Genomic DNA, 21,046 nt, shown 5'->3' with positions numbered 1-21,046 from the left:
ACCATGCGTCGCCCCAGCCGATGGGGTTGTATGAAGGGGCCACCATCCCCCGGTACAGCTGGAGCGTGCGATGACTACGACCACCTCGCGTCCGACAGAAGGAACACCTTGGCGATCCGGTGAGGTCGTCCCCCTCTCCGAGGAGACCCTCGCCCGCGTCGACGGCTGGTGGAGGGCGGCCAACTACCTCTCGGTGGGGCAGATCTACCTGCTCGCGAACCCCCTGCTGCGCGAGCCGCTCGACCGGGACGACGTGAAGCCCCGTCTCCTGGGCCACTGGGGCACGACGCCCGGTCTCAACTTCCTCTACGCGCACCTCAACCGGGCGATCGTCGAGCGCGAGCAGTCCACGATCTACGTCACCGGGCCCGGCCATGGCGGCCCCGGCCTCGTCGCGAACTCCTACCTCGAGGGCACGTACTCCGAGGTGTACTCCGACATCACGCAGGACACCGAGGGGCTGCGCCGCCTGTTCCGGCAGTTCTCGTTCCCCGGCGGCATCCCCTCGCACGTGGCCCCGGAGACGCCCGGCTCGATCCACGAGGGCGGCGAGCTCGGCTACGCGCTCTCGCACGCGTACGGCGCGGCGTTCGACAACCCGGACCTCCTGGTCGCGGCCGTCGTGGGTGACGGCGAGGCCGAGACCGGCCCGCTGGCCACGAGCTGGCACTCGAACAAGTTCGTCAACCCGGTCAACGACGGCGTCGTGCTGCCGATCCTGCACCTCAACGGGTACAAGATCGCGAACCCGACGATCCTCGGCCGCATCAGCGACGACGAGCTGCACGACCTCATGGTCGGCTACGGGCACACGCCCTACTTCTTCTCGGGCGGGTTCGACGGCGAGGACCACTACGAGGTGCACCGCCGGTTCGCGACCCTGCTCGACGAGGTGCTCAACCACATCGCGCGGATCAAGGCCGACGCCGCGGCGGGCAACGACGAGCGCCCGTTCTGGCCCATGATCGTGTTCCGCACGCCCAAGGGCTGGACGGGACCCAGGTCCATCGACGGCAAGAAGACCGAGGACTCCTGGCGCTCGCACCAGGTGCCGCTCGCGAGCGCGCGCGACACCCCCGAGCACCTCCAGGACCTCAAGGACTGGCTCGACTCCTACCGGGTCCACGAGCTGTTCGACGACAAGGGCCGGCTCGACGCGGACATCGCGCAGCTCGCCCCGCGCGGCACGCTGCGCATGAGCGACAACCCGCACACCAACGGTGGCCTGCTCCTCAAGGACCTGCGGCTGCCCGACTTCCGCGACTACGGCGTCGAGGTCACGGCCCCCGGCGCGGGCCTCTCCGAGGCGACCAGGGTCCTGGGGCAGTGGCTCACCGACGTGGTCCGCCTCAACCCGGACAACTTCCGGATCTTCGGACCCGACGAGACCGCGTCCAACCGCCTCCAGGCGGTCTACGAGGTCACGGACAAGCAGTGGAACGCCGAGTTCTTCGGGCCCGACGTCGACGAGCACCTCGCGCGCGCGGGTCGCGTCATGGAGATGCTCTCCGAGCACCAGTGCCAGGGCTGGCTCGAGGGGTACCTCCTCACGGGGCGCCACGGGCTCTTCTCGTGCTACGAGGCCTTCATCCACATCATCGACTCGATGTTCAACCAGCACGCCAAGTGGCTCAAGGTCACCAACGACATCCCGTGGCGCCGGCCCATCGCAAGCCTCAACTACCTGCTCTCGAGCCACGTGTGGCGCCAGGACCACAACGGGTTCAGCCACCAGGACCCCGGCTTCATCGACCACGTGGTCAACAAGAAGGCCGAGATCGTCCGCGTCTACCTGCCGCCGGACGCCAACACGCTGCTCTCGACCTACGACCACTGCCTGCGCTCGCGCCAGTACGTGAACGTCGTGGTCGCGGGCAAGCAGCCGGCGCCGAACTTCCTGACCATGGACCAGGCCGTGGCGCACTGCACGCGCGGCCTGGGCATCTGGGAGTGGGCGGGCACCGAGGTCCCGGGCGAGGACCCCGACGTGGTGCTCGGCTGCGCCGGGGACGTCCCCACGCTCGAGACCCTGGCCGCGGCAGACCTGCTGCGCCAGCACCTGCCCGAGCTCAAGGTCCGCGTGGTCAACGTCGTGGACCTCATGCGCCTGCAGGACGAGAAGGAGCACCCGCACGGTCTCTCCGACCGCGACTTCGACACGCTGTTCACCACGGACAAGCCGGTCGTGTTCGCGTACCACGGCTACCCGTGGCTCATCCACCGCCTGACCTACCGCCGCAACGGGCACGAGAACATCCACGTGCGCGGCTACAAGGAGGAGGGCACCACCACCACGCCGTTCGACATGGTCATGCTCAACGACCTCGACCGGTTCCACCTGGTGATCGACGTGATCGACCGCGTGCCCTCGCTGCGGTCGAAGGCGGCCGGGCTGCGCCAGAAGATGGTGGACGCGCGTCTCGAGGCTCGTCAGTACACGAGGGAGCACGGCGAGGACATCCCCTCGGTCCGTGACTGGGTGTGGCCCGACGCGGGCGACACCGCAACTGCAGAAGGCGGGCCGGCGTACGACGCGGCCGCCGCTACCGGAGGCGACAACGAGTGACCAGCACCGCCCGATCCATCTACCTCGCCTCACCCGAGGGTGAGACGGGGAAGTCGACGATCGCCCTGGGAGTCCTCGACCTGCTGACCCGCAGGGTCCAGCGGGTCGGGGTCTTCCGCCCCGTGACCAGGACCTCGCCCAGCGCCGTCACGGGGGCCACGGCCCCCGTGGAGGGCGCGGGCGCCCCGGGTGGGTCCGCTCCGGCCGACGCCGGCGCACGCGAGCAGGACCGCGACTACGTGCTCGAGCTCCTGCTCGCGCACGACGGCGTCGACCTCACCTACGAGGAGGCCATGGGCGTCACGTACGACGACGTCCACGCCGACCCCGAGGCCGCGCTCGCGCAGATCGTCTCGCGCTACCACGAGGTCGCCAAGCAGTGCGACTTCGTGGTCGTCGTCGGGACGGACTACACCGACGTCGCGGGACCGACCGAGCTCGCGTTCAACGCGCGGATCGCCGCCAACCTGGGAGCACCCGTGCTCCTGGTCGTCTCGGGCCGCGAGCGCTCCCCCGAGGCCATCGCGAACCTCATCGAGGTCAGCGTGTCCGAGCTGCGCTCGAACCACGCCCAGCCCATCGCGGTCATCGCGAACCGCTGCCTGCCGGCCAGCATCGAGGACGTGCGCGCCCAGCTGGCCACGCTGTCGTCGGGCACGCTGCCCGGCTGGGCCATCCCCGAGGACCCGTTCCTCAACGCGCCCACCGTGGCCGCGCTCATGGAGGCCGTGGGCGGCGAGCTCGCCCTGGGCGACCCCGAGCTGCTCGGCCGCGAGGTGCTCGACGTGCTCGTGGGCGCCATGTCGCTCGAGCACCTGCTCGACAAGCTGGTCGACGGTGCCGTGGTCATCACGCCCGGCGACCGCAGCGACATCCTCATCGGGCTGCTCGCCGCCCAGCAGGCGCGCAACTTCCCGTCGCTCGCGGGCATCATCCTCAACGGCGGGTTCTACCCGCCCGACTCGACCGGGCGCCTCGTGGAGGCCCTCGACCCGAGCCTGCCGATCATCCGCACGGACCTGGGGACGTTCCGCTCGGCGAGCGCCGCGTCGCGCGCGCGAGGCCGGGTGTCCAAGGAGTCGCAGCGCAAGGTCGACACCGCGCTCGCGCTGTTCGAGCAGAACGTCGACGGCGCGGCGCTCCTCGCGGGGCTCGACGTCCCGCGACCGGAGGTCGTCACGCCGCTCATGTTCGAGTACGAGCTCCTGTCCCGGGCCCGCGCGGACCGCAAGAACATCGTGCTCCCCGAGGGCGAGGACGACCGCATCCTGCGCGCGGCCTCGACGCTCCTGGGCCGTCAGGTCGCGGACCTCACGATCCTGGGCGACGAGCAGTCGATCCGGGCGCGCGCGACCGAGCTGGGCCTCGACATCGACGCCGCGACCGTGATCGACCCGCACGACCCCGAGCTCGTCGAGCGGTTCGCCGAGGAGTACACGCGGCTGCGCGCCCACAAGGGCATGACGGTCGAGCGGGCACGCGAGATCGTGCCGGACGTGTCCTACTTCGGCACCATGATGGTCCACCTCGGCCTGGCAGACGGCATGGTCTCGGGCGCCCGGCACACCACGGCGCACACCATCAAGCCGTCGTTCGAGATCATCAAGACCGTCCCGGGCGTCTCGGTCGTCTCGTCGGTGTTCCTCATGTGCCTCGAGGACCGGGTCCTGGTCTACGGCGACTGCGCCGTGAACCCCGACCCGACCGACACGCAGCTCGCGGACATCGCCATCTCGTCCGCGGCCACGGCGCTGCAGTTCGGGATCGACCAGCGCGTCGCGATGCTGTCCTACTCGACGGGCGAGTCCGGCTCGGGCGTCGACGTCGACAAGGTGCGCTCGGCGACCGAGCTGGTCCGCAGCCGTCGCCCCGACCTGTTCGTCGAGGGCCCCATCCAGTACGACGCCGCGGTGGACGCCTCGGTGGCGGCCTCCAAGATGCCGGGCTCGGACGTGGCCGGCAAGGCGACCGTCTTCATCTTCCCGGACCTCAACACGGGCAACAACACCTACAAGGCCGTGCAGCGCTCGGCCGGCGCGGTGGCCGTGGGACCGGTCCTGCAGGGCCTCAACAAGCCCGTGAACGACCTCTCGCGCGGTGCCCTGGTCCAGGACATCGTCAACACCGTGGCCATCACGGCCATCCAGGCACAGGCAGGGTCGACCGCCCTGTCCAGCACGAACGGAGCATCCGCATGACCGTCCTCCCGGAGCACGAGCGCACCAACCCGTACTCGGCGTACGGCGCGCACGGCTCGGTGCTCGTGATGAACTCGGGCTCGTCCTCGCTCAAGTATCAGCTGGTCAACCCGGTGGGCGGCGAGGCCATCGCCGCCGGGACGATCGAGCGCATCGGCGAGTCGAGCGGGGTCATCAAGCACCGCTTCGCGGGGAACACGACGACGCGCGAGGAGCACGTCGCGGACCACGGCGACGCGTTGCGCATCGCGCTCTCGCTCTTCGACGAGGTCGGGCCGCGGCTCGCGGACGCCAACGTCTACGCCGTGGGGCACCGTGTGGTGCACGGCGGCGCGACGTTCTCGCGTCCGGTCCTGGTCGACGACGACGTGGAGCGCCAGATCCTCGACCTGGCGCCCCTCGCACCGCTGCACAACCCGGCCAACGTCACGGGCATCTCGGTCGCGCGCCGGCTCCTGCCCGACGTCCCGCACGTCGCGGTGTTCGACACCGCGTTCTTCTCGTCGCTGCCGAAGGCCGCCTCGACCTACGCGCTCGAGAAGGAGACCGCGGAGAAGTACGGCGTGCGCCGGTACGGCTTCCACGGCACGAGCCACCACTACGTGTCGGGCAAGGTCGCGCGCGTCCTGGGCCGCCGCCTGCAGGACCTCAACATCATCGTCCTGCACCTCGGCAACGGCGCGTCGGCCTCGGCCGTGCGCGGCGGGATCGCGGTCGACACCTCGATGGGCCTGACGCCGCTCGAGGGTCTGGTCATGGGGACCCGCACCGGGGACATCGACCCCGCGGTCATCTTCCACCTCGCGCGCAACGCGGGCATGTCGATCGACGAGCTCGACGACCTGTTCAACAAGCGTTCGGGCATCAAGGGCCTCGCGGGGGAGAACGACTTCCGTGCGCTGCACGAGCTCATCGCGGCGGGCGACGAGGACGCCAGGCTGGCTCTGGACGTCTACATCCACCGCCTGCGCAAGTATATCGGCGCGTACATGGCCGTGCTGGGGCGCATCGACGTGATCGCCTTCACGGCGGGCGTGGGCGAGAACGACGACATCGTGCGCGCCCAGGTCGTCGAGGGGCTCGCAGGTCTGGGCATCGCGGTCGACCCCGAGCGCAACGCGGTCCGCAGCAAGGAGCCGCGCGTCATCTCGCCCGACTGGACGAGCACGCTCGTCATGGTCGTCCCCACCATGGAGGAGCTCGCGATCGCCCGCCTGAGCGTGGAGGTCGTCGAGGAGACCGAGAAGGCGGGTCGCCCTGTCACGTTCCCGCCGGCTGCGCTAACCTCCGAGGCGGTGGCCCCCGAGGTCCCGTCCGACGACCCGTCCGAGCCGACCCTCGCCGAGGAGAGCTGACCTCACCACCCCGCTGACGCCGTCGGGCAGGGAGCACCACCCGACGACGACGGTGCGCCGGCACGGCACTGCCGGCGCACGACCCGAGCCACGCCTCGACCCTCTAGGGTCGAGGCGTGGCTCTTCTCATCGACCCGCCGACCTGGCCGGCCCACGGGACCCTCTGGTCCCACCTCGTGTCCGACTCCTCGCTCGACGAGCTGCACGCGTTCGCCGAGCGCCTGGGGCTGGGGCGGCGCGCGTTCGACCTCGACCACTACGACGTCCCGGCAGACCGGCACGCCGACTGCGTCGCCGCAGGGGCGCACGACGTCTCGGGCCGCGAGCTCATCGTGCGGCTGCGCGCCTCGGGCCTGCGCGTCCCTGCGCGCGAGCGCGGGGCCGCGAAGGCCGCCGCGCTCGGGGCCCGCTGGGACGCGCTCCTGCCGGGCGTCCCGGGCGCGCGCGAGGTCGGCGCGGACCTCGTGCGCCGGTGGCACGAGCCGCACCGCGCCTACCACGGCCCCTCGCACCTGGTGCACGTGCTCGACTCGCTCGCGGTCCTCGAGGAACGCTCACCGGGCGTGCCGACGCCGGGCGAGCCTGCGCCGTCGGGCACGTCGCTGCGTGCACAGCTCGCGCTGTGGTTCCACGACGCGGTCCACGAGGGCGTCGCGGGCGACGACGAGGAGGCGTCCGCCGCGCTCGCGGTGGCGAGCCTCGGCCCGCTGGTCACCGGCCCGACGACGACGCCCGGCCCGGGCGCGGACCCCGCCGCAGGCAGCACGCACCTCACGGCCGACGACGTGGCGGAGGTCGCGCGGCTCGTCCGGCTCACCGCGGGCCACGACCCCTCCCCCGGTGACACCGCGGGCGCGCTCGTGTGCGACGCGGACCTCGCGATCCTCGGCGCCATGCCCGACCGCTACGCCCGCTACGTGCGCCAGGTCCGTGCGGAGTACGCGCACGTCCCCGACGACCTCTTCCGCACGGGGCGCGCCGCGGTGCTCGAGCAGCTCCTCGCGTTGCCGGAGCTCTTCCGGACGCCGCTCGGGCGCGAACGCTGGGCCGCGCGCGCCGAGGAGAACCTCCGGACCGAGCTCGCGGGTCTCCTCGGGGCCCCGGGAGCCGTCTGACCGCCCGCCCGGGATCTCGGGACCTCTCGGGGCCGCCCGGCCTCGACCGCGCGGCGCGCGGTGGCAAGGCCCCGGAGCCGAGGCCGGCCGCTAGGCTCGCCCGCGTGAGCGAACTGCAGGGGAGCACGGCACCGACGGAGTCGACGGAACAGACAGCCCCGCCCGTCCCGACCTCTCGACGGCGTCGGCGCGCGCTCGCGCTCGGCGCTGCCGCGCTCGTGCTCGTGGTCGCGGCTCCGCTCGCCTGGGTGCAGGTCAGCGGTCAGTCCCGGGTCAGCCCCGGCGTCGCCTCGACGCCCGACCGCCCCGTGGCCCTCGTGCTCGGCGCGGGCCTGCGACCCGACGGGTCGCCGTCGACCTTCCTGCGTCGCCGCCTCGACGCGGCACGCGAGCTCTACGAGCAGGGGAAGGTCCAGGTCGTCCTCGTGAGCGGCGACAACTCCCGCGAGGGGTACGACGAGCCGACCGCGATGCTCGACTGGCTCGTGGAGCAGGGTGTCCCGGCCGAGCACGTCGTCCGCGACTTCGCCGGGTTCGACACCCACGACACGTGCGTGCGGGCGCGCGAGATCTTCGGGGTCACCGAGGCCGTGGTCGTGACGCAGGACTACCACCTGCCGCGCGCCCTGTTCTCGTGCTCGCGGGCGGGGATCGATGCCGTGGGTGTGGGCGTCTCCTCGACGAGCGTCGAGCCCGCGAAGGCCGTGATGTACCGCGTCCGCGAGGTGCCCGCATCGCTCAAGGCGGCCTGGGACGCCGTCACGCACCGCGAGCCGGTGCACCTGGGCGCGAAGGAGACCGCGGTCTCCGACGCCCTGGAGTCGCGCTCCGCGACGCCCTGACACCCACGGCAGAGCGCCCGTCCCGGAGACGGGACGGGCGCTCTGCCGTGGGTGTCGGCCGGTGCGACGCCGCTACGGCAGGCGCAGCTTCTTCATGACCGAGAACGCGGCCGTGAGCAACCGGCTGGGCCGGTCCCCCGGCTGGGCGTACAGCGTGTCGAAGCTCAGCCCGCGGGACACCCCGCGCTGGACCACGATCGTCTGGGGCTCGGTGAGCGCCTCGATGCCCTCGCGTCCGTGCCTGCGCCCCTGGCCCGACGACTTGAATCCGCCCATGGGGGCCGAGACCGACCCGAACGCCGAGGCGTAGCCGTCGTTGATGTTGACGGCGCCGGCCTCGACCTGCGCCGCGAGGCGGCGCCCACGGGCCGTGTCCTGGGTCCAGATGCTCGCGCTGAGCCCGTACTCGGAGTCGTTCATGACGCGGATCGCGGTCGCGTCGTCGGGCACGCGGGTCACCGAGACGACCGGGCCGAACGTCTCCTCGTGGGCGCAGTCCGCGGTGGGCGGGACGTGGTCGAGGACCGTGGGCGCGTAGAAGAAGGGGCCGATGTCCGCGCGGTGGACACCGCCTGCCAGCACCCGCGCGCCCTGCGCCAGGGCGTCGTCGACGTGCGCGACCACACGGTCGAGCTGTGCCTGGGACGTGAGCGAGCCCATGTCGACCGAGTAGTCGAGCGCGGTCCCGAGCGTGAGCCCGCGCACGAGCGGGACGAACGCGTCGAGGAACTCCTCGGCGATGTCCTCGTGGAGGATCAGGCGCTCGATCGAGACGCACAGCTGGCCGCTGTTCGAGAAGCAGGCGCGGACCGCGCCCTGGGCGGCCGACGGGACGTGCGCGTCCGCCGCGACGTACAGGGGGTTCTTGCCCCCCAGCTCGAGCGTGGTCCCGATGAGGCGCTCGCCCGCCTGTGCGGCGACCTTGCGCCCCGTCGCGGTCGAGCCCGTGAAGGCGATGTGGTCGACGTGGCCGGTCAGGGCGGCACCGATGTCGCCGCCGCCCGCGACGACGAGGAAGAGGTCGCCGGGCAGCCCGGCCTCCTCGAGGAGCTCGGCGGCCCACAGCGCGGTCAGGGACGTCTGCGGGTCCGGCTTGAGCACGACCGCGTTGCCCGCCACGAGCGCGGGCAGGGCCTCGGCGAGACCGAGCGTCAGCGGGTAGTTCCAGGGAGCGATGGCGCCGACGACCCCCACGGGCCGGCGGTGCACCGTGGCCCGGGTCAGGACCGGGAGCATGCCACCCACGCGACGGTCCGCGAGGTACGCGCCCGCCCGCACGCCGTAGTGCCGCGTGACCTGGGCGATGTCCGCGACCTCCTCGAACGCGCTGCGCCGCGACTTGCCGGTCTCCATCTGCAGCAGGTCCAGGACCTCGGACTGTCGCTCCAGGACCAGGTCGTGGAAGCGCAGGAGCACGGCCGCGCGCTCGGCGACCGTGGTGTGCGCCCACGAGCGCTGCGCACGTCGAGCGCGCCCGACCGCGTCCGCCACGTCCTCGACCGAAGACAGGGGGATCGCCGCGAGCGGGGCACCCGTGAACGGGAGGAGCGAGCGGTGGTCGCCCGCGGTGTGGGAGGTGACGATCCGGGCCACGAGGGGAGCGACGACGTCGGGCTCCAGGACGTACGTGGCCGAGGGGTCCTCGGGGTCGATGAGTCCGTCGATCGCGGCGCTGCCGCCCTGGCCGCCGTCGGCTGGTTCGCTTGCCATGCGTGACAGGTTACGCGTCACCGCCCCCACGCAGGACATCCTTCACACAATCCCCCTGGCCTCACCGTCCGGGCGCAGCGCCGGGAGGCGCGGCGGGCCCGGCAGCCGGTGCCCCCGCTGCTCAGGCCTGCGCGGCCCAGGTGCGCGCGCCGTCGAGCAGGTGCGTGAGCGCTTCCTCGACGACCCGGGCCGGGTCCCGCTCGGGGGCGTGCTGCGCCCACCAGACGAGCGCCGCGAAGTTCGCCGCGGCGCACGCCGCGGCCAGCGACCGGGCGCGCAACGAGGGCTCCGCGGCCCCCTCGGCCCGGCCCAGGAACTCCGCGACCAGGACGGCCGAGGTCCCGATGCTCGACGTGCCCCAGGAGAGGAGCTCCTCGTCCGCCGCGATGAGGCACAGCCGCTGGCGCGTGACCTCGAGCGCCTCGGGCGGGAAGGTCGACGACGCCACGAACGCGTCCCGCACCACGTCGAGGGCCTCGGGCAGCCCGACGTCGCCCGCGGCGTCGAGCGCGCCCGTGATGGTCTCGCGGGCCTCGCCCGACCCGCCCCAGACCATCGCGGCCTTGGAGGGGAACAGGCGGAACAAGGTCCGACGGCCGACGCCGCACGCCTGCGCGACGTCGTCCATCGTCACGTTGCCGAACCCCTCGTCGGTGAAGAGGCGCAGGGCCGTGGCCGCCACCCGGTCCCGGTCGACGGTGGCCGGCCGACCTCGGCGCGCGGTTGTCTCCGACATCACATCTCCTCGAGGCATTTCTTTATGGCACTCAGTGTTAAAAAGGTAGCAGGGGCCGCACCCGGTCCCTCCATCCGGCGGAAGGACCCCATCATGACCACGTCGACCATCCCGAACCGCTTCGCAGGAGCGACCGTCGTCGTCACCGGCGCAGGCTCCGGCATCGGCAAGGCCACCGCGACCCGGCTCCTCGCCGAGGGCGCCCGCGTCATCGCGAGCGACCTCGACGCCGAACGGCTCGATGCGCTCAGCGTAGAGGTCGGCGACGCCCCCCTGACGACCGTCGTGGGCGACGTGTCCGACGACACGGTGATCGCGCAGATCGTCGAGGTCGGCGAAGGGCGCATCACGGGCCTCGTCAACAACGCCGGGATCATGGACGCGTTCGTCCCCACGGCAGAGATCGACGACGCCCTGTGGGAGCGTGTCCTGCGCATCAACGTGACCGCACCCATGAAGCTCATGCGCGCCGTGCTGCCCGCGATGGTCGAGGCCGGCCACGGACGGATCGTCAACGTCGCGAGCGAGGCCAGCATCCGCGCCGGCGCGTCGGGCACGCCCTACGCGACCTCCAAGCACGCGGTCGTCGGCCTCACCAAGAGCACCGCGCTCTTCTACGGCCCGGCAGGCGTGCGGGTCAACGCCGTCGCCCCGGGGGCCGTCGCGACCAACATCGAGGCGCCGTTCCGCTCCGAGCTGGGCGCCCAGCGCCTGGGCCCGATCATGCAGGCGACCGTGCCCGCGCCCGCGACCGCCGAGCAGCTCGCGGCCTCGATCACGTGGCTGCTGTCCGAGGACTCCGCCAACGTCAACGGCGCACTCCTGATGTCGGACGGCGGCTGGTCGACGATCTGACGGCACACCTTCCAGGGGCGCGGACCGGAGCGCGACCGGTCGGCTCGGTCGAGCCGACCGGTCGCGCTCGGGCTCGGCGCCGGTCCCGACGCACTGGTCCGGCTCAGACGAGGTCTCGCCCCAGGACCGTGCACTCGGCGTCGGAGTAGCCCAGCTGCTCGTAGAACCCCAGGACGGGGGCGTTGGTCGTGCGGACCATGAGCCGCACCTTGCGGGCACCGGCTGCCACGAGCCACGCCTCGGCCGCCACGACGGCGTCCCTGCCGAGTCCCGCGCCCCGGAGCGCGGGCGCCACCGCCACGTAGTAGATCCAGCCGCGGTGCCCCTCGTAGCCGGCCAGCGCCGTCGCGACGACGGCCCCGCCCTCGCCGTGCGCGACCAGGACGGTGGACGTCGGGTTGGCCCGCGCGTCCGCGACGTCCCGGTGGGCGTCGTTCCACGGGCGCACCAGGCCGCACTCGTCCCACAGGGCGACGACCTGCTCGACGTCGTCGTCGGCGATCTCACGGAAGTCCACGCCGCCGACCCGGTGCTCGGTCGCGGCGTCGGGCGCACCCGCGGCGAGGGCGTTCGTGAGAGCGACCCCGTCGCGGATGCGGCCCGGAGCCATCAGCGCGGCTGGTACGGCGAGACGACGACCTCGACGCGCTGGAACTCCTTGAGGTCGGAGTAGCCCGTCGTGGCCATGGCGCGCTTGAGCGCACCCACGAGGTTGAGCGTGCCGTCGGCCTGGCGACCCGGGCCGAACAGGATCTCGTCGAGCGTGCCGGCCGTGCCGACGCTCACGCGCTCGCCGCGGGGAAGCTGCGGGTGGTGCGCCTCGGAACCCCAGTGCCAACCACGCCCGGGAGCCTCGGAGGCGCGCGCCAGGGCGGCACCCAGCATCACGGCGTCCGCACCGCACGCGACGGCCTTGACCAGGTCGCCCGAGCGGCCCACGCCGCCGTCGGCGATGACGTGCACGTACCGGCCGCCCGACTCGTCGAGGTAGTCACGGCGGGCAGCCGCGACGTCCGCGACGGCCGTCGCCATGGGGGCGTGGATGCCGAGGCTCACGCGCGTCGTGTGCGCCGCGCCGCCCCCGAACCCGACGAGGACGCCCGCGGCACCCGTACGCATGAGGTGCAGGGCCGCGGTGTACGTCGAGGCGCCACCGACGACCACGGGGACGTCCAGCTCGTAGATGAAGCGCTTGAGGTTGAGCGGCTCGGCGTTGCCCGAGACGTGCTCGGCCGAGACCGTGGTGCCACGGATGACGAACAGGTCCACGCCGGCGTCCACGACCGTCTTGTAGAACTCCTGCGTGCGCTGCGGGGACAGCGCGCCGGCGACCGTGACGCCCGTCGCGCGGATCTCCTTGAGTCGCTGGGTGATCAGCTCGGCCTTGATGGGCTCGGCGTACACCTCCTGCATGCGACGCGTCGCGCTCGCGGCGTCGAGCGTCGCGATCTCCGCGAGGATCGGCTCCGGGTTCTCGTAGCGCGTCCACAGGCCCTCGAGGTCCAGGACGCCCAGGCCGCCCGCATTGCCCAGGGCGACCGCGGTCGACGGGCTCATGACGGAGTCCATGGGTGCGGCCAGGATCGGCAGGTCGAAGTGGTAGGCGTCGATCTGCCACCCCACCGACACGTCCTCCGGGTCACGCGTACGCCGGGACGGGACCACGGCGATGTCGTCGAAGGAGAAGGCGCGCCGTCCGCGCTTGCCACGACCGATCTCGATCTCGTTGCTCACCCGACGAGGATACCGGCCCACGCCGCTCCCCCGCCCGCCCGTGCCGCCGGGTGGACTCCGCACGTCCAGCCCCGGGCACCCTGGAGCCCGCCGGACGGGCCGGGCCGACGACGGCTGCCGCGGTGCCGGACGAGGCCCGGCCTCACCCTGGACGCCACGCACGCGCCCGTGCCACGCGCGGGCGCCCGTGTCAGTGGCCGCTGGCATGCTCACCACCAGAGACCAGGACAGGTCGGGCACGGCGCAGTCGGCCGGGCCCGCCGTCCACAGGACCACCGCAAGGAGCACGACGATGAGCTGGACCACCAGGCCCCTGCTGGGCTTCGACACGGAGACCACCGGCGTGGACGTCCACAACGACCGCATCGTGACCGCGGCCCTCGTCCGGCGCGTGCCGGGCGAGAGCACCGAGGTACGGACGTGGCTGATCGACCCGGGCGTCCCCATCCCCGCGGAGGCCGCGGCGATCCACGGGATCTCGACCGAGCACGCGGTCGAGCACGGGGAGGCCCCGGGCCCGGCGCTCGAGGAGATCGCGTCGCTCATCGCCGCGGACCTCGCGCTGGGGGTACCGGTCGTCGCGTTCAACGCCGCGTTCGACCTCTCGCTGCTCGACGCCGAGCTCACGCGGCACGCCCTGCCGACGCTCGGCGAGCGCCTGGGACGCGAGGTCACCCCCGTGATCGACCCGCTCGTGCTGGACCGCTCGCTCGACCGCTACCGCAAGGGCAAGCGCAAGCTCGGCGACCTGTGCGCGCACTACGGCGTGTTCGACGGCGGCAACCTGCACACCGCGGACGTCGACGTCCTGGCGACCCTCGACGTGCTCGAGGCCATGACACGCGCGTTCCCGGAGATCGTGGACCAGGACCTGGACGCGCTCCACCGTCACCAGATCACGGCCCACCGCGCCTGGGCGGAGAACTTCAACTCCTGGCGCCAGCAGCAGGGGTACGTCGGGGCGGGAGCCAGCACCGCCTGGCCGTCCTGACCAGCGGCGACACGCCGCCTTGAACTCATAGAACAGATGAGCCAGGCGTGATGATCTCGTGAAACTGCCGCCACACGCCAGGATCGACGCGTCAATATCTCATGCATGAGTTACGGTCGGTCCATGACCATGGTCGACGAAGCACCCCAGCACCTCGCACAGGTCGCCGCGCTCATCCGCGGCGCGCGCCAGAACAAGGGCCTGACCCAGGCTCAGCTCGCCGAGAGGCTCGGCACCAGCCAGAGCGCGATCCACCGGATCGAGCAGGGCTCGCAGAACGTGAGCCTCGACATGCTCGCGCGGATCAGCGCAGCCCTCGACTCCGAGATCATCACGTTCGGAGCCCCCAAGCACTCGCACCTGCGGGTCAGCGGCGGGCACGAGCTGTCCGGACGCATCGAGGTCAACTCCTCGAAGAACGGGGCCGTCGCCCTGCTCTGCGCGTCGCTGCTCAACCGCGGCCGGACCACGCTGCGGCGCGTCGCCCGCATCGTCGAGGTCGACCGCATCGTCGACGTCCTGCGCAGCATCGGCGTGCAGGCGACCTGGTCGACCGACGGCCGTGACCTCGAGATCGTCGTGCCCGAGCAGCTCGACCTGGCCTCGATCGACGTCGACGCGGCTCGTCGCACTCGATCGATCATCATGTTCCTGGGCCCGCTCCTGGGCCTCGAGCGCGAGTTCGCCCTCCCCTATGCCGGGGGCTGCGACCTGGGCACGCGGACCGTCGAGCCGCACATGATCGCGCTGCGCCCGTTCGGGCTGTCGGTCACGGCGGCCTCGGGCAACTACGAGGCCCTCGTGACCCCGGGCGGCTCGGAGGACCTGAGGGTCGTCCTGACCGAGCGCGGCGACACCGTCACGGAGAACGCGATCATGGCCGCCGCGTCGCGCGACGGCGTCACCACGATCCGCAACGCGAGCCCCAACTACATGGTCCAGGACCTGTGCTTCTACCTCGAGCTCGTCGGGGTCCGCATCGAGGGCATCGGCACCACGACCCTGCGCATCCACGGCCGCACCGACATCGACGCCGACGTCGAGTACGCGGTCTCCGAGGACCCGGTCGAGGCCATGAGCCTGCTGACCGCGGGGATCGTGACCGGCTCGGAGATCACCGTGGCCCGCGTGCCCATCGAGTTCATGGAGATCGAGCTCGCGACGCTCTCCGAGATGGGGCTGCGCTACTCGCTCACGCCCGAGTACCTCGCACTCAACGGACGCACGCGCCTCGTCGACGTGACGGTCCACCCGAGCGAGCTGCACGCCCCGATCGACAAGATCCACCCCATGCCGTTCCCGGGGCTCAACATCGACAACCTGCCGTTCTTCGCGGTCATCGCCGCGTGCGCGAGCGGCCACACGCTCATCCACGACTGGGTCTACGAGGGCAGGGCAATCCACCTGACGGACCTGACCCGGCTCGGGGCCGACGTCCGGCTGCTCGACTCGCACCGCCTCGACATCACGGGCCCCACCCACTGGTCGGGCGCCGAGGTCAGCTGCCCGCCCGCGCTGCGCCCCGCGGTCGTGATCCTGCTCGGGATGCTCGCCGCGAAGGGCACCTCGGTGCTCCGCAACGTCGACATCATCTCGCGCGGCTACGAGCAGCTCCAGGAGCGCCTCATCGAGCTGGGCGCACGGATCGAGACGTTCCGCGACTGACCGCCTCTGCATGCCGGAACGGGCGTGACCCCCACCAGGGGTCACGCCCGTTCTGACGTCAGGGAGGAGCGGGTCAGCGTCCCGTGTAGTTGGGCGCCTCGACCGTCATCTGTATGTCGTGCGGGTGCGACTCCTTGAGCCCGGCCGGCGTGATGCGCACGAACTTGCCGCGCTCCTGGAGCTGGGGGATGGTGTGCGCGCCGACGTAGAACATCGACTGGTGCAGGCCACCGACCAGCTGGTGGGCGACCGCACCGAGCGGGCCGCGGTAGGGCACCTGGCCCTCGATGCCCTCGGGCACGATCTTGTCGTCGCTCGCGACGTCCGCCTGGAAGTAGCGGTCCTTGGAGTAGGACGCCTTCTTGCCGCGCGAGGCCATGGCGCCGATCGAGCCCATGCCGCGGTAGAGCTTGTACTGCTTGCCGTTGACGAACACGAGGTCGCCAGGGCTCTCGTCGCAGCCCGCGAGGAGCGAGCCCAGCATGACCGTGTCGGCCCCGGCGACAAGCGCCTTGGCGATGTCGCCCGAGTACTGCAGGCCCCCGTCGCCGATGACCGGGACGCCTGCCGGGCGGCACGCGAGCGAGGCCTCGTAGATCGCGGTGACCTGCGGGACGCCGACGCCCGCGACGACGCGGGTCGTGCAGATCGAGCCCGGCCCGACGCCGACCTTCACGCCGTCCGCGCCCGCGTCGACGAGCGCCTGCGCACCTGCGCGGGTCGCGATGTTGCCGCCGATGACCTGGACGTCCTTGAACGCCGGGTCCGCCTTGAGCTTGCGGATCATGTCGAGCAGGAGGCGGGCGTGCCCGTTGGCCGTGTCCGCGACGAGGACGTCGACGCCGGCCTCGGCGAGCGCCGTCGCACGCGTCCAGGCGTCACCGAAGAAGCCGATCGCGGCACCGACGCGCAGACGACCCTCGTCGTCCTTGGTCGCGCCCGGGTACTGCTCGGTCTTGACGAAGTCCTTGACCGTGATGAGCCCGCCCAGGCGGCCCTCCGCGTCGATGAGGGGGAGCTTCTCGATCTTGTGCTTGGCCAGCAGCGCTGCGGCGTCGTCGCGCGCGATGCCGATCGGGGCCGTCACGAGAGGCATGGGCGTCATGATCTCGAAGACGCGACGCTCCGCGAAGTCCGCGGGGTTGACGAAGCGCAGGTCCCTGTTGGTGATGATGCCCAGGAGCTTGCCGGTCTCGTCGACCACGGGCAGCCCCGAGACGCGGTACTGACCGCACAGGGCGTCGAGCTCGGAGAGCGTGGCCTCCGGGCCGACCGTGACCGGGTCGGTGATCATGCCGGACTCCGACCGCTTGACGAGGTCGACCTCCTTGGCCTGCGCCTCGATCGACAGGTTGCGGTGGATGATCCCGATCCCGCCCTGGCGCGCCATCGCGATCGCCATGCGCGACTCGGTGACCGTGTCCATCGCGGCCGAGAGCAGCGGCGAGGACATGGAGATCTCGCGCGTCAGCCGCGCGGTCGTATCGACCTCGCTCGGGATGACGTCCGTCTCGTTCGGGAGCAGGAGGACGTCGTCGTACGTCAGTCCGGTGAATCCGAAGGGGTCGTGTGCGGGGGCTGCGAGAGAGTCGGTCACATCAAGATTCTACGCCGAGGCCCTCTGACATATTCCCGGCCGTCCCGCCACCGGACAGCCGGGAGGCCCGCCCCGGTGCGCAGGTGCCACGCGTCACCGGACGACGGCGAGCGCCTCGTGGAGGAGCCCCGTGAAGCTGCGCACCCGTTGGACGGTCGCCGCGAGAGGCAGGCCCGTCGCCGCCTCGTCGTTCTGGAGCCCGACGAAGATGGGCAGGTCGGGGTTCGCCTCGTGCACCGTCCGCACGACGTCGAGGTCCGGCCGGGGCTGGGTCGTCACGACCGCGACCGCCGCGGGACGCACCATGGCGACGAGCTCGAGCGAGCGGTGCATGGTGGCCGACCCGGTCACGATGCGGGCCATCGCCCCCTGGGCCCCCAGGGCAGCGGCGAGCGCGTGGGCCGCGAGCGGTACCTGCTCCCCCGGCGCCGCGAAGATGAGGACGATCCGCCGCATCCTGCTCGGGTGGTTGGGCGGAGGTCCGCCGCCCGCGACGAGCGCGGCCTCGGACTGCTGGGTGTACTCGCGCAGCGCGGCCAGGGTCGCGTTGCTGAAGACGACCTCCGGCATCTCCCCCGGCGAGGCGAGGAACGTGCGCTCGGCGATGCGGTGGAGCGCGGGCTCCACGAGGGTCGACCACCACTGACCGGGATCGGTACCGGGTGCGATGCGCAGGAGCCTGTCGCACCGCTTCTGGTCGAACGAGATCGCGGCGTCGACCACGTCGGACACGCCCGCGGCGCGGATCGCGCCGACGCGCACCGGTTCGTCGTCCGCACCGCGAGGGACCGCGCGCAGGAGGCGCAGGCCCCCACCGGGCGTCTCACCCGACGGTTCGTCCTCGGTCCCGGCCTCGGCGGAGTCGTCGTCGGTGGCGGCGGTCTGCTCGACCGGGCTGCTCTCGAGCGCGAGCTCTGCCTCGTCGGCGTCGAGGGCTGCGCGCGCGGCGTCGACGGGCGCGACCCCCTCGAGCGTGAGGCGACGCATGATGACGAGGCGCGCGACGTCGTCGGCCGTGTATCTCCGGTGCGAACCGGCAGTGTGCTCGGAGGGACCCAGACCGTAGCGACGGTCCCAGGTACGCAGGGTGGCCGGGGCGACGCCCAACCTCTTGGCGACGGCTGCGACAGCGAGTGCAGGAACCTCGGTCACCTTCCGTCGGGGCCCGCCGGGGGTCGGGGCGGACCGGAGTGAAGTCATGCACCGATTCTGCCGACCGGCTCACCCCCTCGCCACTTCGGGCGCGGCGTGTCTCGGTCCGCGAGCCAGGTGTGTCCTGTCACACAGTGGACAACGCCGTAGTTCGCGCCAGGTTCACCGTGAATCGGTGCACACAGAGGCAAAGCCGGTCAGAAACTCATCCACTCCTGCTACTTGAACAACTTCTGCAACGCTTGTAGGTTGTTCGACATGACAGAGATCTCGAGGCTCCCCGGACCGGTGATGGAACTGTGGGAATGGCAGTACCAGGGCTCGTGCCGCGACGCGGACGACACCCTCTTCTTCCACCCGGAGGGCGAGCGAGGCTCCACCCGACGACGCCGCGCGGAAGCAGCCAAGGCCATCTGCGCCTCGTGCCCCGTGCTGATGCAGTGCCGCGAGCAGTCGCTCAAGGTCCGCGAGCCGTACGGCGTCTGGGGCGGCCTCAGCGAGGACGAGCGCTCCGCGATCCTGGCCGGGGTCTCGAAGACCGCCTGACCGCCTGGCCCCGGGCGCGACCTGCGGGTCGCCACGCCCCGGTCGGCCCGCACCACGACCAGCTTCACCACGACCTGCACCACTCCGAGGAACCAGCAGACCCCTGACATGACGAAGGGCCCCGCAACCGAGGTTGCGGGGCCCTTCGTGCTGGCAGCTGCCAGCCGTCAGCCGATGATCAGGCGACGACCACGGCGAGGATGTCGCGCGCGGAGAGCACCAGGTACTCCTGGCCCCCGTACTTGACCTCGGTGCCGCCGTACTTGCTGTAGATGACCTTGTCGCCGACGACGACGTCCAAGGGGACGCGGTTGCCGTTGTCGTCGATACGACCCGGACCAACGGCCAGGACCTCGCCCTCCTGGGGCTTCTCCTTGGCGGTGTCCGGAATGACCAGGCCGGATGCGGTCGTGGTCTCGGCCTCGAGGGCCTTCACGACGATCCGGTCCTCGAGCGGCTTGATGGGGACCGACACGTCGGACCTCCCCTTTCGCTATGAGAACTGCAACGGATGAGTGTCGAGCGCTGCCTGCCGTCCGTCGTCGCGGGTGCCGGACCGGCGGGTGTCGCTCTGGTGTTCGTCCACGCCCGAGGGCCTGAACGTCCTACGCACAATCTAGGTCCGCATTAGCACTCGGTCAAGGCGAGTGCCAACGCGTGCCGGGCGTGGAAAGATCGACGCATGGACGCGTCGGCACTGACCAAGCTGCTCAGCCCCACGGGGTGGGCGCTCCTCAACGCGCTCCCCCCGTACGACGAGCGGCAGGCCATGGTGCTCGCGACCGGCCTGCGGGCCAAGGGGGTCGACCCGGAGCTCGCCGCGGCGGCTCTCACCCAGTCGCGCCTGCGCGCCAAGGCGCACCTGAAGTTCGACACGTTCGCCGACGGCATGCTCTTCACCCAGGACGGCCTCGAGCAGGCCACGCGGCTCGTGGTCGCCGCGCGCCACGCGCAGCGGTACCACGCGGCCGGGGTGACCAAGGTCGCCGACCTGACGTGCGGCATCGGTGCGGACTCCATGACGTTCGCCGGGACCGGTCTGCGCGTGCTCGCGACGGACATCGACGAGGTCACGGCGTCGATCGCCACGGTCAACCTGCGCCACTTCCCCGAGGCGGAGGTCCGTCACGCGGACGGCCTGAGCATCGACCTGGCCACCGAAGGCGTCGACGGCGTGTTCGCCGACCCCGCGCGCCGCACCCGCTCGGGCACCCGGATCTTCGACCCGCGCTCGTACGCTCCCCCGCTCGACGACGTCTGGGCCCTGCGCTCGGTCGTGCCCGCGGTCGGCATCAAGGTCGGCCCCGGCATCCCGCACGCGGGCCTGCCGACCGACGCCGAGACGCAGTGGGTCTCGGTCGACGGCGACGTGGTCGAGGCCGCGCTGTGGTTCGGCCCGCTCGCCCCCGAGGGGCCCGGGCGCACCGCGCTGGTCCTGCGGACCGTCACGGACGACGACGGCACGCGCCGCACCACGTCGCGCACCCTGCGCCACTCCCAGGGTGACGACGAGCTCGTCCCCGACGTGGGCGCCGTCGGGCACTACCTGTACGAGCCCGACGGCGCGATCATCCGCGCAGGGCTCGTCGCCCAGGCCGCAGCGGAGCTGGGCGGGCGCCTGCTCGACCGGACCATCGCCTACGTGACCACGGACTCCCCCGCTCCGCACGCGGCGGTCGGCAGCGCCGACAGTGCCGATCTCGCGACCGGGTACCGCGTCCTGGACGTCATGCCCTTCAGCCTCAAGAAGCTCAAGGCCTACCTGCGCGAGCGTGGCGTGGGACGCCTGACCATCAAGAAGCGGGGCACGGCCGTCGTGCCCGAACAGCTCCGCAAGCAGCTCGACCTCCGCGGCACTGCGGAGGCGACCGTCGTCCTCACCCGGATCGCCGGCTCGCAGCAGGTCCTGGTCGTCGAACCGTTGATCCGGCCCGACGGCACGAACATCCTCGACTCCCCCACGCCTCCTGAAAGGGGCTGATCG

17 protein-coding genes are annotated in these 21,046 nt (G+C 71.8%); 10 read left to right on the top strand and 7 right to left on the bottom strand.

Annotation, left to right across the window (positions count from 1 at the left end; genetic code table 11):
- Positions 1–70: 70 nt before the first annotated feature.
- The 5 genes from ACIPWA_RS01770 (at position 71) to ACIPWA_RS01750 (ending at position 8,076) form a co-directional block, all read left to right on the top strand.
- Positions 71–2,566 (top strand): phosphoketolase family protein, encoded by a 2,496-nt coding sequence (locus ACIPWA_RS01770; RefSeq protein ID WP_056653910.1) that lies wholly within the window; start codon positions 71–73, stop codon positions 2,564–2,566.
- Entirely contained in the window at positions 2,563–4,764 is a 2,202-nt protein-coding gene (pta, locus tag ACIPWA_RS01765) for a phosphate acetyltransferase (protein WP_400287846.1), read from the top strand. Before ACIPWA_RS01770 ends, pta begins: the two co-directional genes overlap by 4 nt.
- Positions 4,761–6,119 carry an acetate/propionate family kinase gene (locus ACIPWA_RS01760; protein ID WP_400287845.1) on the top strand — a complete coding sequence of 453 codons (1,359 nt, stop codon included), beginning with the start codon at positions 4,761–4,763 and terminating at the stop codon, positions 6,117–6,119. The genes pta and ACIPWA_RS01760 overlap by 4 nt, the downstream gene beginning before the upstream one ends.
- 116 nt (positions 6,120–6,235) lie before the next feature.
- A complete protein-coding gene (locus ACIPWA_RS01755; protein WP_400287844.1) occupies positions 6,236–7,234 on the top strand; it encodes a DUF4031 domain-containing protein in 999 nt (332 codons plus the stop codon).
- Positions 7,235–7,338: 104 nt separating this feature from the next.
- On the top strand, positions 7,339–8,076 hold the full coding sequence (locus ACIPWA_RS01750) for a SanA/YdcF family protein (RefSeq protein WP_400287843.1): 738 nt from the start codon (positions 7,339–7,341) through the stop codon (positions 8,074–8,076).
- A 72-nt stretch (positions 8,077–8,148) separates the two neighbouring features.
- Here the strand turns inward: ACIPWA_RS01750 and ACIPWA_RS01745 are convergent, their stop codons facing one another.
- Both ACIPWA_RS01745 and ACIPWA_RS01740 read right to left on the bottom strand, forming a co-directional pair.
- A complete protein-coding gene (locus ACIPWA_RS01745; protein ID WP_056762733.1) occupies positions 8,149–9,786 on the bottom strand; it encodes a succinic semialdehyde dehydrogenase in 1,638 nt (545 codons plus the stop codon).
- 121 nt (positions 9,787–9,907) lie between these two features.
- The gene (locus ACIPWA_RS01740; RefSeq protein WP_400287842.1) at positions 9,908–10,522 is read right to left on the bottom strand and encodes a TetR family transcriptional regulator; all 615 of its coding nucleotides are present in this window, start codon (positions 10,520–10,522) and stop codon (positions 9,908–9,910) included.
- 93 nt (positions 10,523–10,615) lie between these two features.
- Here ACIPWA_RS01740 and ACIPWA_RS01735 point away from each other — a divergent pair, with 93 nt between their 5' ends.
- On the top strand, positions 10,616–11,377 hold the full coding sequence (locus ACIPWA_RS01735) for an SDR family NAD(P)-dependent oxidoreductase (RefSeq protein WP_400287841.1): 762 nt from the start codon (positions 10,616–10,618) through the stop codon (positions 11,375–11,377).
- Positions 11,378–11,480: 103 nt separating this feature from the next.
- On the opposite strand, the gene ACIPWA_RS01730 is transcribed toward ACIPWA_RS01735, so the two are convergent.
- Positions 11,481–11,987, bottom strand: a complete 507-nt coding sequence (locus ACIPWA_RS01730; RefSeq protein ID WP_400287840.1) for a GNAT family acetyltransferase — start codon at positions 11,985–11,987, stop codon at positions 11,481–11,483.
- A complete protein-coding gene (locus ACIPWA_RS01725) occupies positions 11,987–13,111 on the bottom strand; it encodes a GuaB3 family IMP dehydrogenase-related protein (RefSeq protein WP_056653894.1) in 1,125 nt (374 codons plus the stop codon). Before ACIPWA_RS01725 ends, ACIPWA_RS01730 begins: the two co-directional genes overlap by 1 nt.
- Positions 13,112–13,403: 292 nt before the next feature.
- Between ACIPWA_RS01725 and ACIPWA_RS01720 the strand changes: the two genes are divergently transcribed.
- Positions 13,404–14,102, top strand: coding sequence for an exonuclease domain-containing protein (locus tag ACIPWA_RS01720; RefSeq protein ID WP_400287839.1), 699 nt, complete (start codon positions 13,404–13,406; stop codon positions 14,100–14,102).
- Positions 14,103–14,225: 123 nt separating this feature from the next.
- Entirely contained in the window at positions 14,226–15,767 is a 1,542-nt protein-coding gene (locus ACIPWA_RS01715) for a UDP-N-acetylglucosamine 1-carboxyvinyltransferase (protein WP_400287838.1), read from the top strand.
- Between the two features lie 73 nt (positions 15,768–15,840).
- On the opposite strand, the gene guaB is transcribed toward ACIPWA_RS01715, so the two are convergent.
- Positions 15,841–17,364 (bottom strand): IMP dehydrogenase, encoded by a 1,524-nt coding sequence (guaB, locus tag ACIPWA_RS01710; protein WP_400287837.1) that lies wholly within the window; start codon positions 17,362–17,364, stop codon positions 15,841–15,843.
- Between the two features lie 93 nt (positions 17,365–17,457).
- Entirely contained in the window at positions 17,458–18,564 is a 1,107-nt protein-coding gene (locus tag ACIPWA_RS01705; RefSeq protein WP_068708660.1) for a MerR family transcriptional regulator, read from the bottom strand.
- A 210-nt stretch (positions 18,565–18,774) separates the two neighbouring features.
- Between ACIPWA_RS01705 and ACIPWA_RS01700 the strand changes: the two genes are divergently transcribed.
- Entirely contained in the window at positions 18,775–19,062 is a 288-nt protein-coding gene (locus tag ACIPWA_RS01700) for a WhiB family transcriptional regulator (RefSeq protein ID WP_056653881.1), read from the top strand.
- A 178-nt stretch (positions 19,063–19,240) separates the two neighbouring features.
- Here the strand turns inward: ACIPWA_RS01700 and groES are convergent, their stop codons facing one another.
- Positions 19,241–19,537 (bottom strand): co-chaperone GroES, encoded by a 297-nt coding sequence (groES, locus tag ACIPWA_RS01695; RefSeq protein WP_056653879.1) that lies wholly within the window; start codon positions 19,535–19,537, stop codon positions 19,241–19,243.
- 207 nt (positions 19,538–19,744) lie between these two features.
- On the opposite strand from groES, the gene ACIPWA_RS01690 reads away from it, so the two are divergent.
- Complete coding sequence (locus tag ACIPWA_RS01690) at positions 19,745–21,043, top strand: class I SAM-dependent methyltransferase (protein WP_400287836.1); 1,299 nt, start codon at positions 19,745–19,747, stop codon at positions 21,041–21,043.
- Positions 21,044–21,046: the final 3 nt, after the last annotated feature.

Origin of the sequence: Oerskovia enterophila (assembly GCF_044748475.1) — a bacterium.
Taxonomy (GTDB): domain Bacteria; phylum Actinomycetota; class Actinomycetes; order Actinomycetales; family Cellulomonadaceae; genus Oerskovia; species Oerskovia enterophila.
This window is presented reverse-complemented; position numbering and strand designations above follow the sequence as displayed.

What these genes read in the sequence shown, in the direction of transcription:
- ACIPWA_RS01770 (WP_056653910.1), top strand. Translation starts at nt 71, where the DNA reads ATGACTACGACCACCTCGCGTCCGACAGAAGGAACACCTTGGCGATCC.
- ACIPWA_RS01700 (WP_056653881.1), top strand. Translation starts at nt 18,775, where the DNA reads ATGACAGAGATCTCGAGGCTCCCCGGACCGGTGATGGAACTGTGGGAA.
- ACIPWA_RS01735 (WP_400287841.1), top strand. Translation starts at nt 10,616, where the DNA reads ATGACCACGTCGACCATCCCGAACCGCTTCGCAGGAGCGACCGTCGTC.
- ACIPWA_RS01745 (WP_056762733.1), bottom strand. Translation starts at nt 9,786, where the DNA reads ATGGCAAGCGAACCAGCCGACGGCGGCCAGGGCGGCAGCGCCGCGATC.
- ACIPWA_RS01690 (WP_400287836.1), top strand. Translation starts at nt 19,745, where the DNA reads ATGGACGCGTCGGCACTGACCAAGCTGCTCAGCCCCACGGGGTGGGCG.
- ACIPWA_RS01760 (WP_400287845.1), top strand. Translation starts at nt 4,761, where the DNA reads ATGACCGTCCTCCCGGAGCACGAGCGCACCAACCCGTACTCGGCGTAC.
- ACIPWA_RS01705 (WP_068708660.1), bottom strand. Translation starts at nt 18,564, where the DNA reads ATGACTTCACTCCGGTCCGCCCCGACCCCCGGCGGGCCCCGACGGAAG.
- ACIPWA_RS01715 (WP_400287838.1), top strand. Translation starts at nt 14,226, where the DNA reads ATGACCATGGTCGACGAAGCACCCCAGCACCTCGCACAGGTCGCCGCG.
- ACIPWA_RS01720 (WP_400287839.1), top strand. Translation starts at nt 13,404, where the DNA reads ATGAGCTGGACCACCAGGCCCCTGCTGGGCTTCGACACGGAGACCACC.
- ACIPWA_RS01730 (WP_400287840.1), bottom strand. Translation starts at nt 11,987, where the DNA reads ATGGCTCCGGGCCGCATCCGCGACGGGGTCGCTCTCACGAACGCCCTC.
- ACIPWA_RS01740 (WP_400287842.1), bottom strand. Translation starts at nt 10,522, where the DNA reads ATGTCGGAGACAACCGCGCGCCGAGGTCGGCCGGCCACCGTCGACCGG.